Genomic DNA, 14,320 nt, shown 5'->3' with positions numbered 1-14,320 from the left:
CCGTATGTAGGAGGCTAGTGATGGCAGTCAACGCAGCGCCGTCCGGGGAAGCGCCGGCCGGTCGGTTGGCAGGCCGGTGGGTGCCGTGGTTGGTGATTGGCTTGTGGTTGGTGCTGGCGGCGGGCATGGTGCCGCTGAGTGGAAAGTTGAGCTCGGTCACCACCGACAGCGCCGTGGACACCCTGCCGGCCAGTGCCGAGTCCACCAAGGTGGCGGTGCTGGAGGACAGTCTCCCCGACGGTGACAGCAACACGTTCGTCTTCGTGTACCACCGCGCCGGCGGCATGACCGACGCCGACCGCGCGACGGTCGAGCGCCACTACAACACCCTTGCCAAGCGGTACCCGCCGAAGGCGACGGCGGCGGCCGGCGAGGACGACGAGGGCTCACCGACGAAACGCTCCACCGACGGCAAGGCGATGATGTTCTCCCTCGAGGTGAGCACGGACTACGGCGAACCGGAGGCCCTCGTCGGCCCGTTGCGTGATGCCACGAAGGACCGCCCCGCCGGCCTGGAACTCGACGTGACCGGCCCGGGCGCGATCGACGGCGACATGGACGCCGTCTTCGACGGCATCGACGTGCAGGTCCTCCTCACCACCATCGTCGTCGTCACGCTCCTGCTCATCCTCACCTACCGCAGCCCGGTGTTGTGGATCATCCCGCTGGCGGCCGTTGGCGCGGCCGCACTGACCTCGATGGGGACCGTCTACCTCCTCGTCAAGGGCTTCGGCATCGTGGTCAACGACCAGAACTCGGCGCTGCTGACGATCCTGGTATTCGGCGTCGGCACGGACTACGCGCTGTTGCTCATCGCTCGATATCGGGAGGCACTGCACCACCATGAGAACGTCCGGGTCGCGATGGTCCACGCGCTACGCAGCGCGGCGCCGGCCATCGTCGCGTCCGCGGCCACCGTGGTCGCCGGCCTGCTCTGCCTGCTCGTCGCGGACCTGAACAGCACCAGCGGGTTGGGCCCGATCGGTGCGGCCGGCATCCTGTGCGCGCTGGTGGCCATGCTGACGCTGTTCCCGGCGGTGCTCGTGGTGCTCGGCAGGCGGATCTTCTGGCCGGCCATCCCGCGGTTCAGCACGGCCGTGGAGGAGAAGCCGGGGCTGTGGGGACGGCTCGGCACCGCCATCAGCCGCCGCCGGTGGGTGGCGGCACTCGGCTCGCTCGGAGTCCTCGGCGTGCTCGCCATCGGGCTGGCGGGCAACACCGGCGCCCTGCGGGAGCAGGACCAGTTCCAGTCCGCGCCGGAGTCGGTCACCGGCTTCACCGTTCTCCGCCAGCACTTCCCGGAGCTCGGCGGCCAGCCGATGACGATCTTCACGCGGCCGGCGCACCAGGAGCAGGTGCTCGACATCGTCAAGGACACTCGCGGTGTGGCCCTGGCCATCCCGGAGCAGACCAGCCGTGGCTGGGCCAACATCTCCGTGTTCCCGACGGACGCGCCGGACACCGTCGCAGAGTACGACACGATCAAGCGGGTGCGCACCGCCGTGCACGCGGTGAGCGGGGCGGAGGCGATCGTCGGCGGGCCGAGTGCGGAGAACCTCGACACCGAGGTGACCACCAGCCGCGACGAGAAGCTGGTGATCCCGCTGGTGCTCGCCGTCGTCCTGATCGTCCTCGGGCTGCTGCTGCGCGCGATCGTGGCCCCGCTGGTCCTGATGGCCACCGTGATCGTCTCATTCGCCGCGGCCTTCGGCGGCAGCGTGTTCGTCTTCGACACGATCCTCGGGTTCAAGGGTATCGACTCTTCGGCGCCGGTGATGGCATTCCTGTTCCTGGTGGCGCTCGGCGTCGACTACAACATCTTCCTGGCCAGCCGGGCCCGGGAGGAGACCGTGCGTCTCGGCACCAGAGAGGGCATGCTCAAAGCTCTCTCGGCCACCGGTGGCGTCATCACCTCGGCAGGCCTGGTCCTGGCGGCCACGTTCGCGGTCCTCGCCACACTTCCGCTGGTGATGCTGATCGAGGTCGGGTTCCTGGTCGCCTTCGGCGTGCTGCTCGACGCCCTGCTGGTGCGGTCGGTCCTGGTGCCCGCCCTCACCCTGCTGATCGGCCGGCGGATCTGGTGGCCGAGCCGGCTGTCCCGTCCAGCGGCGGAGCTGCCGGACGGTCAACAGTCGCTCGGTGATGACGAGGAGCCCGCGCTGCAACGGTGAGCGCGGCGGCACGGACGAGATCCGGGACGGGGACCCAGGCCCGTCCCGGATTTTTTTCATGGGCCCGACGGCCGCCGCCCTTTGGTCCTGCGCCACGCGCCGGGGCCGGGGTCGGCGCACCGTGGTGTCCTGCCCCGTGGTGGGCCACTTGTCCCGCGCCGTGCGGCCGGGGCTGGGGTCGGCGCATCGCGGTGTCCTGCCCGGTGGTGGGCCGCGCGGGCCATGGTCCGACGGCCGCCGCCCTTTGGTCCTGCGCCGTGCGGCCAGGGCTGAGGTCGGCACACCGTGTCCTGCCCGGTGGTGGGCCGCGCGGGGCCATTGCCCGACGGCCGCCGCCCTTTGGTCCTGCGCCACGCGCCGGGGCCGGGGTCGGCGCATCGCGGTGTCCTGCCCGGTGGTGGGCCGCTTGTCCTGTGCCGTGCGGCCGGGGCTGGGGTCGGCGCACCGTGTCCTGCCCGGTGGTGGGCCGCTTGTCCCGCGCCGTGCGGCCGGGGCTGAGGTCGGCACACCGTGTCCTGCCCGGTGGTGGGCCGCGCGGGGCCATTGCCCGACGGCCGCCGCCCTTTGGTCCTGCGCCGCGCCGCCGGGGCGGGTCAGCGCACCGCGGCCGGAAGGTCGACCCGAAGCAGCGCGCCACCGCGTGCGGAGCGGGCGACGGTGGCCCGGCCGCCGTGGGCGTCGACGACCCGCTGCACGATCGACAGCCCCAGACCGGATCCCGGCAACGCCCGGGCGCTGTCGGCACGGTAGAACCGGTCGAACACCCGCGGTACGTCGACGGCGTCGATGCCCGGCCCGGCGTCGTCGACCTCGAGCACCGCCGACGCGCCCTCGGCACGGAGCCGGACCTGGACCGGCTGGTCCGCGGGGGACCACTTGCCGGCGTTGTCGATGAGGTTGAGCACCGCCCGCTGGAGCGCAGCGGGACGCCCGCTCACCCACACGGAGGTCACGTCGAGCGCGACCTCGATGTCGGGCACGTGGGAACGCGCCCGGGTCGCGGCGGCCACCACCACGTCGGCGAGGTCGAGCAACTCGGTGCTCTCGTCGCTGACGTCACCGCGCGCCAGGTCGGTCAGCTCGGCGGCAAGGGTGCTCAACTCGGTCACCTGGGCGCCGAGATCGTTGAGCAGCCGGGTCCGGCTCTCCGCCGGCAGTGCGCTGTCCAGGGTGCCGCGCCGATCGAGCCGGATCAGCAGCTCGACGTTGAGGCGCAGGCTGGTGAGCGGGGTCTTGAGCTCGTGGGCGGCGTCCTCGGCGAGCAGCCGCTGGGCCCGCCGGGAGTCCCGGAGCGCGGCGAGCATGTCGTTGATCGACTGGATCAGCCGCCGGATCTCCCCACCGCCCTCATCCGGGATGCCGGCGTCGAGATCCCGGGTGTGCGCGACACGTACCGCTGCGGCGGTCAGCCGGTCGATCGGTGCCAGCCCGGTCCGCGCCACGGTCCGCCCGACAAGGGCGCCACCGACCACGCAGAGCAGCCCGATCAGCAGCATGCCGAACCCGAACTGGTTGATCGGGCTGTCGTCGGCGACGTGGGCCACCTGGACCGCGCCGTCGCCCGCCCGCAGTGTGTAGATGACGTAGCCGTCCTCGTCGCTGTCCCTCGACTCCATCAGGTCGGCCGACGCGCCCTGCGCCACGCGCTCGGCGTGCTCGCTGACGGGGGGCAGCGCGGGTTGGCCGGCCGGCGTCCGGGTCTTGCCGTCGGGCAGGATGACCCGCACCAGCCGACCGGATCCGGGATACGGCGGTAGCTGGAGCTGCGCCAGACCGGCGCGCTCCGCGTTCGTCGCCAGGATGCGGGAGTCGGCGCGCAGCTGATTCTTGGCGCTGTCCTGCAGCTCCCAGCCCAGTAGTTGGCTGGCCACCTGGAAGGCCACGAACACGCTGAGCGCGATGGCCGTCGCCGCGATCACCGTCAGCCTGGTCCGCAGGGACCGCCGGCGCCACCATCGGGTCAGCCGGCGCGGTTCCCGGCCGGCGTGCCTGCTCACGGGGGAGTCTCCCGCAGCACGTATCCCAGGCCGCGCAGCGTGTAGATCAATCGCGGCTCACCCTCGGCCTCCATCTTGCGGCGCAGGTAGCTCACGTACACCTGGAGGTTGTTGGCGGTGGCGCTCATGTCGAAGCCCCAGATCGCCTCGAACAGCGCGTCGCGGGTCAAGACCCGGGTCGCGTTGCTCATGAGGACCTTCAGGAGAGAGAACTCGGTACGGGTCAGGCGCAGCGGCCGCCCGCCCCGCCACGCCTCGAACCTGTCGGGATCGAGCCGGACGTCGGCGAACGACAGGATCTGCGACTCCTCGTCGGTCGGCGTGCGCCGGCGCAGCAGGGCCCGTACCCGGGCCAGCAACTCCTCGGTGGCGAACGGCTTGGGCAGGTAGTCGTCGGCGCCGGCGTCCAGCCCGGTGACCCGGTCGGAGACCTGGTCACGGGCGGTCAGCATCAGCACCGGCAGATCCCGACCCGCGGCCCGCAACCGCCGGCAGGTCTCCAATCCGCCGAGGCGGGGCATCATCACGTCGAGGATCAGCAGATCCAGCGTGTCACCGTCGGCCCCAACGACCCCGTCGAGCACGGCGAAACCGTTGGCGACGGTGCTGGTGTCGTAACCCTCGACCTGGAGCACCCGCTCCAGCGACTCACGGATGGCCGCTTCATCATCCGCGATCATGATCCGCACGCCGGCCCGCCCCCTTCCAGTCGATGCTTTTGCCGCTCATCGTCCCCGATCAACCTGAGACCAGGATTAAGGGCATGCAGATCTTTAACATGCTTTCTTGATCTTGCTGTGGTTAAGGAACGTCGCGATGTCGGATGGTGTGCGAAAGCGAGCGGTGGAGGCGCTGATGGGGTGGTCGTGCGCTTCCAGGAGGGGGCGGACTTCCTGGCTCGCGCGGCTGATGGTTGGGGCGGTGACGCCGAAGAGTTGGGCGAGGAGGTCCATGGGGGCGATCTTGCGCAGGTGGAGCACGGTGACCAGGACTCGCTCGGCTGGGGTGAGTTTGGCTTTGGCACCTGTGCCGGGGGCCACCAGGCGTTCGCGACCGCGGCGCGCGCGCAGCACGTGCTCGCGTTGAAGTTCCATCGAGGGAGTCAGTGTGTCGATGAGGTCGCTGAGTTGCGGGCGGGTCATGCCGGTCAGCTCCGGGTCCTTCAGGGAATACGGCGTGAGTTGTTGTGATGTCTTCGTCGGCGCCTGGCGCGTTTGACGGAGGGGTTCATGCCGCAGGTGATCGAGAAGTGGGCGCCGGCCCGGCGGCAGGCGGCGATGACACCGGCGTTGCAGAACTGGGAGTCGGCGCACAGGATGCGCAGGCCGGTGCAGCCGGCCTCGTGGGCGGTGGCCAGGGCCTCGCTGACGAATTTCGGGGCGCCCCGGGAGTAGGCTGCTTTGCCGCGGCGCATCCGCACGGTGGCGATCAGCGGCCGGGAGGTGGGGGTGCAGATCGTGGCGAGCAGGGGGTGCGGGGTGCGGATGCCCTTGAACCGGCCGTACTCGGCGCCCTGCTTGGTGCGGCCGTAGACGCGTTTGTGGGTGGAGCCGACGTCGATGAACGCCTTCTCGCTGGTGCCGGGCAGCAGCGGGGTGTGCGTGGCCAGTGCGCCGAGGAACCTACGGTGCACCGCGTGCAGTTGGAGGGCGTGACCGTGGGTGAAGGAGCGGAGGAAGGCCACTGACATCCTCACTGTCTGCCCAGCTCTTCCACTTTGTCCACAGGTCTCGGGCCCTTTCGGGCAGGTCGGTCAGGGAGCGTCAGTGGGCCGTCGGCCTACGACCCGCTGCGCGAGCAGGCCGCCGGCCACGCGGACCGCCCGGCGGAAGACCCGAAGGTCGCCGCCCAGGCTCTGCTCCGGGTGGTCGACGCGGCCGAGCCACCGGCGCGGATCATCTTCGGCACCGGCGGGGTGGAGTTCATCAGCGGGGTCTACGAGCGGCGTCTCTCCGACTGGCGCGCCGCCGCTCCGCTGTTCGCCGACCAGTAGTTCCCGGCCGCCCGGGCACTCGGTTGGGGGACGCGGGCGGTCGCGCGGGATAATCGAGGGATGGATGAGGCTGCGCGGCTGCGCGTCGACCTTCTGGGCGGGTTCGCGGTCTCCCGTGGTGGCGAGGCCCTGAGCGTTCCCGGTGCGCGGTTGCGGTGCCTGGCCGCCCGGCTGGCGCTGGCCGGCGGCCGGACCGTCGGCGCCGGCGTCCTGGTCGAGGCGATCTGGGGCGCCGAGCCGCCGGCCGAGCCCGTGCACGCTCTGCAGACGCTGGTGTGGCGGCTGCGGAAGGTCCTCGGCTCGGCCGACGCGGTCACGCAGGTGGCCGACGGGTACCGGCTGGCCGTCCGGGACGCCGACGTCGACGTGCTGCGGTTCGAACGGCAGGCCGCCGCTGGCCGCGAGTCCCTGCACGCCGGCGACCCGCGGGCCGCGGTGGACGTGCTGGGTGCGGCGGTCACGCTGCCCGGGCTCCGTCCCGGTGCCGAGCCGGCGCTGCTGGCCGCGGTGGCCCCGGCGGTGGCGGCCGGGCTGGCCCATGCGTCGGTGGACGCCGTCACCGATCTGGCCGAGGCCGAGATCGCGGTCGGGCACGCCGGCGCGGCCGCCGCCCGCCTGACCGCCCTGCTGGCCGGGCAACCGGTCCACGAGCGGGCGGTCGCGCTGCTCATGGACGCGTTCGCCGCCCAGGGCCGCACGGCCGAGGCCTTGGCCGTGTACGAGCGCTTCCGCGGCACCCTGGCCGAGGCGTTGGGCGCCGACCCCGGTTCCATGCTGCGTGACCGTCACCTGCGACTGCTCCGCGCGCAGCCGTCCGGCCCGGTGCCGGCCACCCCGGCCGAACGGCTCGGACCGGGCAATCTGCCGGCGCCGCTGACCAGTTTCATCGGCCGCGACGACGAGCTCGCCCGGATCGCCGCGCGCCTGCGGACCGGCCGCCTGATCACCGTGCTCGGTCCCGGTGGCGCCGGCAAGACCCGCCTCGCCGTCGAGGCCGCCCGCCGCCACCAGCGGGACTTCCGCGACGGTGCGTGGCTGATCGATCTCGCCTCGATCGCCGAACCGCCCAAGATCGGCGCGGCGGTGCTCGCGGGCATCGGATCGCGGTCCGGGACCCTGCTCGACCGCCGCGAGCATCGCGGTGCCGGCGACGTCGACGTCCTCGTCGACCAGCTCGGCGGCCGGGAGATCCTGCTGGTCGTCGACAACTGCGAGCACCTCGTCGATGCCGCCTCCCACCTGCTCACGGCCCTGCTGACCCGCTGCTCCGGGCTGCGGGTGGTGGCGACGAGCCGCGAACCGCTGGCGGTCGACGGGGAGGCCCTGGTGCCGCTGGGTCCGCTCGCGCTGCCGACCGGTGACCTCGACCTGGGCCGGGCCCGGGCGGTGCCGTCGGTGCGCCTGTTCACCGAGCGCGCGGCCGCGGTACGACCGGGATTCGACGTCGACCCGGCCACCTGGCCGGACATCCGGCGGGTGGTGTGCGACCTGGACGGGATGCCGCTGGCGCTCGAACTGGCCGCCGCGCGGCTGCGTACCCTCTCCCTGCCGGAGCTGGCCGACGGGCTGACCGACCGGTTCCGGTTGCTCACCACCGGCAACCGCACCGCGCTGCCCCGGCATCGCTCGCTGAGCGCGGTCATCGCGTGGAGCTGGGACCTGCTGACCGAGGACGAGCGCACGCTGGCCGAGCGGATCTCGGTGCTGCCCGGCGGCGTCACCCGTGCCTCGGCCACGGCGGTGTGCGCCGGCTCGTCGATACCGGCCGGTGCCGTCCCCGGCCTGCTCGCGGGCCTCGTCGACCGGTCGTTGCTGCAGCTGGGACCGGCACCGGGCCGCTATCGCATGCTGGATACCATCCGCGAGTACGGCGCCGGGCGCCTCGCGGCCGGCGGCGACCTCGACGCCGTCCGCGACCGGGCCGCCGGCCATTTCGCCGAGCTGGTCGCCGGACAGGACCCGGGCTTGCGCGGCCCTGGTCAGCTGGCGGCCATGGAGGTCATCGGGGCCGAGTACGACAACCTGCAGGCCGCCCTGCGCCACCTCTGCGCGACCGGCGACAGCACCGGCGCGGTCGGGCTGGCTCTGGCGCTGAGCTGGTACTGGCAGATGTCCGGCCGGCGCTCCGACGCCACGTACTGGCTGGGCGAGGCGCTGGCGACGCCGGGCGGGCCGGCCCCCGGCCGCGACCGCGCCCTCGTTGTCCACCTGTTCAGCCAGGCCGGCATCTGGTCACGGGTGCCGGGCGCGCCGGCCGACGAGGACCACCGGGCGATCCGTGAGCTGAGCGACCGGCTGCTCGCCGGCCCCGCGGTGCCGGACCCGCAAGCCGCGCTGGTTCTGCTGCCGCTGGCCTTCCTCCGCGACGAGAAGGCGGTGACGGCGGTCGTCGAGGAGCTGACCGCCGGCGACGACGTATGGCTGTCCGGCTACGCCTACCTGCTACGCGCGCAGTTTCTCGAGAACGTCAGCCGGATCGGTCAGATGCGCAGCGATGTGGAAGCGGCCTTGGACTGCTTCCGGTGGGCGGGCGACCGGTGGAGCCAGGCCTGCGCGTTGTCGTTGCGGGCGCAGCTGCGTCTGTACGACGACCTCGACGGCGCGCTGGCCGACCTGCGCGAGTCCCGGTCACTGGCTGCGAACTTCGGATCTCCGACGCTGGGCGATCGGATGGACGTCGACCTGCGGTGGATCGAGCTGCATCTGCGCAGTGGCGACACCGACCGGGCCATCGCGACCATCGAGGCGGCCCGGGACCGAGCCGTGCGGGTGGCGTCGAGCTGGACGCTGGCCGTGCTCGACGTGCGCGAGGCCGACATCCGGGTCAGGCGCGGCGAGCTGTCCCGGGCGGCGGAGCTGCTCGACGCCGTGCCGCCGGGACTGTCCGGCGTGACGGCGACCCCCGGTGACCTGGTGCGCGCGCTGGCCGGATGTGCCCGGGCCGGCCTGTGCCTGCGCCTGGGCGACGGTGCCGGTGCGGCGACGGCGTTGACCGGGGCCTTCGCGGCGGCCCGGCGGAGCGGGGACCTGCCGCTCCTGTCGGCGGTGACGGTGCACGCGGCGGAGCTGGCCGCCGCGCGCGGACGGCCGGGGGAGTCGGCGGTTCTGCTCGGCGCGGCCGCCGGGCTGCGTGGAACCGACGACGACACCGATCCGCTGATCCGCGAACTCGCCGGTCAGGTGCGGGCCGAGCTGGGCCGGGAGGAGTTCGCGGAGGCGTACGCGGAAGGTCGGGCGCTGGACCGGGACACCGCGGTCCGGCTCGGCGACCCGGGGTCGTAGCCCGTACCTCTCACGCGACACGCACACGCCGCTCACCGGGCCCGGCCGGGGCGCGGTCCCGTGCGAGCGCCGTGTGCGTCCCGTGACAGGCGTTCACGCGAGTCTGGATCCACCGTACGAATGAGGGGATCTGTGTCGTGGATGACGTGTTGATCGTTGGTGGCGGGCCGGTCGGCCTGTTCCTTGCCGGTGAGCTGGCCCGGGCCGGCTGCACCGTCCAGGTGCTGGAGCGGGAACCGGATTCGGACGCCGCGTGGAAGTCGTTGCCGCTGGGGGTGCGGACGCTGACGGCGAGTTCGGTCGAGGCGTTCCACCGCCGGGGGATGCTGGCCGAGATCCTGACCGCGTCGGGCTACGGCGAGAATGTGTTCTTGCCGCGCAGCCTTCACTTCGCCGGCATCCTGGTCGACCCGGACGCCATCGACGTCGGCAGGCTGCCCTTCCGGCTGCCCAGCCCGGCCCCGGAACGCATCGTGACCAGTCTCGAGGCGCTCGAGTCGGTGCTGGGCGAGCGCGCCGCCAAGCTCGGCGTCACCATCCGCCGCGGTGTCGCGGTCTCCGGCGTCGAGCCGCACGACGACCATGTCGTGGTCCGGGCCGGCGCGGACGAGCACGTGGCCCGCTGGGTCGTCGGCTGCGACGGCGGGCGCAGCACCGTACGCGTCGCGGCGGGTTTCGGCTTCGAGGGCACCGATCCGACCTTCACCGGCTACGCCATGCACGTCACCATGGACGACCCGGAGAAGCTGCGCCCTGGGTTCAATCTGACGCCCGAGGGCATGTACCTGCGGACCTACCATGAGGGACACGTCGGTATCAACGACTTCGACGGCGGAGCCTTCGACCGCTCCCAGGCGTTGACGCTCGAGCACCTCCAGGAGGTGCTGCGCCGGGTGTCCGGCACCGACGTGACGCTGACCGGTGTGCGTGCGGCATCCACGTTCACCGACCGGGCGCGGCAGGCGACAACGTACCGGCGCGGACGCGTGTTGCTGGCCGGGGACGCCGCGCACATCTACTCGCCGCTGGGCGGGCAGATGCTCAACCTCGGCATCGGCGACGCAGTGAACCTGGGCTGGAAGCTGGCCGCGACGGTCCACGGGCAGGCGCCGGCCGGGCTGCTGGACACGTACACCGAGGAGCGGCACCCGATCGCCGCGCGGATGCTCGACTGGTCCCGCGCCCAGGTGGCGATCATGCGGCCGGGCCCGCTCTCGCAGGCGGTTCAGGGGGTGATTCGGGAGCTGATCCGGACCCCGGACGTGGCGACCTACATCTACGACCGGCTCTCCGGGCTGGCCCTGCACTACGACCTCGGCAGTGACCAGCCGCTCGTCGGCCTCAACGCGCCGGCCTTCCGGCTGGCCGACGGCACCGCGCTGGCCGACCTCCTGCCGGACGGGAAGGGCGTGATCCTCGATTTCGCCGGTTCCCTGCGGGACGTGGCCGCACCCTGGCACGACCGCGTCCGGTACGTGAACGGCCCGGCCGAGAACGATCTGGGCTTCGACGCCGTGCTGATCCGGCCGGACGGCATCGTCGCGTGGGCCGGCGGTGACGTGCCGTCGTTCACGGAAGCGATGAACCGGTGGTTCACCGCCAGGGTCCGATAGTCAGTGCGGCGCGGATGGGCTGCTCGGCCACGGCGGCCGTGCCGAGGGCGTCGACCGCGAGCAGCGCCGCGCCGACCACCGGCGGCGACTCGACCACGCTGATCTCCACCAGCGGAGCCTGGGCCCGGGCACCGGCCACGATCTGATCGTGCAGCTGCCGGTGACGGGCCTGCAGAACCCCGCCGCCCAGCACCAGGGCGTGCGGGGCGGCGAGCAGGTCGAGCCGCCCGGCCGCGACCCGGTGCTGGGCCAGGATCTCCCCGGCCTGCCGCCGGATCAGGCCGCCGGCCACCGGGTCGCCGGTGGCCGCCACCTCGAACAGGACGGGGGCCAGTTCGTGGATCGCGGTCATCGGCAGCTCGCCCAGGTGCAGGGCGATGCTGACGGCCTCCACGGTGGGTCGCCGGAAGTGCGCCGCCACGGCCGCGGACAGGGCGGTCGGGGTGCCCCGGCCGTCCTCGCCCCGGGCGGCCAGCCGCAGCGTGTGCTCGGCCAGGTCGTGGCCGCCGCCCCAGTCGCCGGAGATCGGGCCGAGGGCGGGGAAGCGGGCGGTCCGGCCGTCCGCCGCCCGGCCCACGCAGTTGGTGCCGGCGCCGCAGACCACGGCGACGGCGTCGGGCCGTGAGGTCCCGCGGATGGCGAGGCGGCGGAACTGGTGCAGCAGCGCGATGGGCTGTTCAACGACGTAGCGCAGCTTGCCCAGGCCTTTGATCCGGGCCCTTGCGGCGAGGGATGACTGGCTGGGTGCCGCGTTCACGGCAGGCTCGGCGGAAGGTTTCGCTGTCGTAGCCCTTGTCGGCGAGCAGGACATCGAACCTGCGGCGTGGCCGGCCGGGTCGTCCGGCGATGGGCGGGTAGCCGTCGAGCAGGTCGATCGCGCGTTTGATGTCGGGAACGTTCGCGCCGGAGGTGAGTACGTAGTTCGGGGTGCCGTTACCGTCGCAGATCAGGTGGTGCTTGGAACCCGGTTTAGCGCGGTTGACCGGCGACGGACCTGTTCCGGGACCCCCTTTTTCGCGTCGATGTGGCTGCCGTCGATCACCGCCCGGGACCAGTCGATCTCGTTTGCCGCGTTCAGCTGGGCAAGCAGGATCCGATGCAGATCGTCGAACACCCCGGCATCGGCCCACCGCTTGATCCGCCGCCAGCACGTCATGCCCGACCCGAAGCCGAGTTCCTGCGGAAGGTCTTCCCAGCCGATCCCGGTATGCAGCACGTACAAGATGCCCTGCAGGCACTGCCGATCCGGCACCGGTCGCGGACCGGGCGCCTTCACCGGGCCACGGCGGAAGCAACGGCTCGAGAAGCTCCCACAACTGATCATCAACGATCCACGGCTTGCTCACACACCACCGAAAGAGACCGATCTTCACATCGTCCCGCTGATCACATCGATTCAGCAGATCGTGATAGCAGCTCTTTAACGGTCGTCTCAGGTTCGCTCGGTAGGAAGTAGGCATCCGGATAAGCGATGCAACCCGTATGTAGGAGGCTAGTGATGGCAGTCGACGCAGCGCCGTCAGGGAAAGCGCCGGGCCCGGGCGGTTGAGATTCGGGGCGGCCACCAGGGTCGCTGGCGACGGCGTTCCCTGTCGCCGCCTGCGGGTCGCACGCCGACAACAGTGCGGGGCCCGCCGCGGCCGGCCCGCACAGCGCGCACGCGGGCGGGTCGTCAGCTCCACCACAGCCGCCGCGCGCCGGCGAGCGGTTCCTCGACCTGAGGATGGCCAAGGCCTACACGCCCGCGCCGCCGGAGGGCGGCGGCTCGGACGGGTACCGGTGCCAGATGATCGATCCGGGCCTGACCAAGACGGCGTTCCTGACCGGGACCCAATTCGCACCGGAGAACGTTGCCATCGCGCACCACGCCGTCGTGTACGCGGTGCCGCCGGGCGGCGCTGCCGCGGTGCGCGAGCAGGACGCGAAGACCCCTGGTCTCGGCTGGCAGTGTTTCGGCGGGACCGGCGTAGCCGGCGCCGAGGTCGAAGAGGGGGACGCGGCGTGGGTGGGACACCTGGGCGCGCCTGGTAACGACGAAGGGTCGATCTGAAGCATCTCGCAGACGGATGCCGCACGGATACCGCACCACACAAACACCTGAGGAGAGACTGACATGAAGTCCATGGGACGCCGCGGCATTCTAACCGCCGCCACGGCACTTGGCATTGGTGCCGGCTTGTCCACGTATGCCGCTGTCTCGGCAGCGGACGAGGACGAGGCTTCGGACAAGACCTCGGACATTTCACTGCGGGACCGGGACCTGCCCTTCATCGGCACGGAAGAGACCTTTTCCACCCATGAGTTGATGGTGCTGAACGACAGGCTGTTCCTCGAGGATACTGGTCTTGCCGAGCTCGGCCCGCGCCGCATCGGTGCAATGGATAAGGGGGGGCTCAACGTTCAAATCCTCTCCGCACATACGCCAGGTGTGCAGAATGTCAAAGGTAAGGAGGGCATCGATTTTGCGTATCGTCTCAACAAGTTGCTCGTCGATGGACCGATGGCCAAGTATCCGGGGCGGTTTCAGGCATTTGCAACCTTGCCTCTGCAGAATCCGGAGGCCTCGGCAGACGAACTGGAACGCACAGTTCGGGAAGATGGCTTCCTGGGGGCTTTGACCAATGGAATCATCGGGAAGAAATTCCTCGACCATCCCGACTTTGAGCCCCTGCTGGCGCGCGCCGAAGCCCTTGATGTGCCGATATACATCCATCCGGGCCTGCCGCCTGACGAGGTTTTCCAAATCTACTACAGCAATATGCGGCCGGAATATCAGAAGGAGAACCAGGACCAGGTTCTCAGCATCTCTGCATATGGATGGCACCAGGAAGTCGTTACTCAGTGCGTCCGAATGATCACCTCGGGAGTATTCGACAGGCATCCCAAGCTCCAGATTATCATGGGCCACATGGGAGAGGGTCTTCCGTTCTTCTACAAACGCATCGTGGAGAAGATGAGCGAAGTGACCGAGAAAAGCCTGGACAAGCCGTTCGAGCAGTATTTCCATGACAATTGCTGGTTCACAACCAGCGCATTCCCCCAGACTGAACTGCTCGATCTCCTGCTGAAGTACATAAGTGTGGATCGAGTGATGTTTGCAACCGACTACCCGTTTGCAGATATAAAAGCTCAGACCGACTGGTTTCGGGGAGTCGATTTGCCACGCGAAAGCAAGGAAAAAATTGCGTTCCGAAATGCGGAAAAACTGTTCGGAATGAAAGTGCCCGTGAAGTGACGCGCCAGCGTCGGCAGAAGTGGAGAATG

General features: G+C 70.9%; 11 protein-coding genes and 1 pseudogene. 6 read left to right on the top strand and 6 right to left on the bottom strand.

The window, feature by feature from the left end; translation table 11 throughout:
• The first annotated feature begins 20 nt into the window (after positions 1–20).
• Positions 21–2,171, top strand: coding sequence for an MMPL family transporter (locus tag ACFXB5_RS01795; RefSeq protein ID WP_385201410.1), 2,151 nt, complete (start codon positions 21–23; stop codon positions 2,169–2,171).
• Positions 2,172–2,764: 593 nt separating this feature from the next.
• On the opposite strand, the gene ACFXB5_RS01790 is transcribed toward ACFXB5_RS01795, so the two are convergent.
• The 4 genes from ACFXB5_RS01790 to ACFXB5_RS01775 form a co-directional block, all read right to left on the bottom strand.
• On the bottom strand, positions 2,765–4,168 hold the full coding sequence (locus ACFXB5_RS01790; RefSeq protein WP_385201408.1) for an ATP-binding protein: 1,404 nt from the start codon (positions 4,166–4,168) through the stop codon (positions 2,765–2,767).
• Positions 4,165–4,857, bottom strand: a complete 693-nt coding sequence (locus ACFXB5_RS01785) for a response regulator transcription factor (protein WP_037952766.1) — start codon at positions 4,855–4,857, stop codon at positions 4,165–4,167. The genes ACFXB5_RS01790 and ACFXB5_RS01785 overlap by 4 nt, the downstream gene beginning before the upstream one ends.
• Before the next feature lie 84 nt (positions 4,858–4,941).
• Positions 4,942–5,310, bottom strand: coding sequence for a transposase family protein (locus tag ACFXB5_RS01780; protein ID WP_211834033.1), 369 nt, complete (start codon positions 5,308–5,310; stop codon positions 4,942–4,944).
• A gap of 20 nt (positions 5,311–5,330) precedes the next feature.
• On the bottom strand, positions 5,331–5,858 hold the full coding sequence (locus ACFXB5_RS01775) for a hypothetical protein (RefSeq protein WP_385201406.1): 528 nt from the start codon (positions 5,856–5,858) through the stop codon (positions 5,331–5,333).
• Positions 5,859–5,885: 27 nt separating this feature from the next.
• Between ACFXB5_RS01775 and ACFXB5_RS01770 the strand changes: the two genes are divergently transcribed.
• The 3 genes from ACFXB5_RS01770 (at position 5,886) to ACFXB5_RS01760 (ending at position 11,056) form a co-directional block, all read left to right on the top strand.
• On the top strand, positions 5,886–6,161 hold the full coding sequence (locus ACFXB5_RS01770; protein ID WP_211836097.1) for a hypothetical protein: 276 nt from the start codon (positions 5,886–5,888) through the stop codon (positions 6,159–6,161).
• Positions 6,162–6,221: 60 nt separating this feature from the next.
• Positions 6,222–9,443 (top strand): BTAD domain-containing putative transcriptional regulator, encoded by a 3,222-nt coding sequence (locus tag ACFXB5_RS01765; RefSeq protein ID WP_385201404.1) that lies wholly within the window; start codon positions 6,222–6,224, stop codon positions 9,441–9,443.
• A gap of 137 nt (positions 9,444–9,580) precedes the next feature.
• On the top strand, positions 9,581–11,056 hold the full coding sequence (locus ACFXB5_RS01760; RefSeq protein WP_385201402.1) for an FAD-dependent oxidoreductase: 1,476 nt from the start codon (positions 9,581–9,583) through the stop codon (positions 11,054–11,056).
• On the opposite strand, the gene ACFXB5_RS01755 is transcribed toward ACFXB5_RS01760, so the two are convergent.
• Complete coding sequence (locus ACFXB5_RS01755) at positions 11,037–11,633, bottom strand: hypothetical protein (protein WP_385201584.1); 597 nt, start codon at positions 11,631–11,633, stop codon at positions 11,037–11,039. The genes ACFXB5_RS01760 and ACFXB5_RS01755 overlap by 20 nt on opposite strands.
• Positions 11,634–11,651: 18 nt before the next feature.
• Positions 11,652–12,387: pseudogene (locus tag ACFXB5_RS01750) on the bottom strand (IS5 family transposase); the annotation flags it as partial.
• Between the two features lie 392 nt (positions 12,388–12,779).
• Between ACFXB5_RS01750 and ACFXB5_RS01745 the strand changes: the two are divergent.
• Both ACFXB5_RS01745 and ACFXB5_RS01740 read left to right on the top strand, forming a co-directional pair.
• Positions 12,780–13,106 (top strand): hypothetical protein, encoded by a 327-nt coding sequence (locus ACFXB5_RS01745; protein WP_385201400.1) that lies wholly within the window; start codon positions 12,780–12,782, stop codon positions 13,104–13,106.
• A gap of 63 nt (positions 13,107–13,169) precedes the next feature.
• On the top strand, positions 13,170–14,291 hold the full coding sequence (locus tag ACFXB5_RS01740; protein WP_385201398.1) for an amidohydrolase family protein: 1,122 nt from the start codon (positions 13,170–13,172) through the stop codon (positions 14,289–14,291).
• Positions 14,292–14,320 lie beyond the last annotated feature (29 nt).

Origin of the sequence: Streptomyces sp. NPDC059455 (assembly GCF_042750115.1) — a bacterium.
GTDB classification, from domain to species: Bacteria; Actinomycetota; Actinomycetes; order Streptomycetales; family Streptomycetaceae; genus Streptomyces; species Streptomyces endocoffeicus.
This window is presented reverse-complemented; position numbering and strand designations above follow the sequence as displayed.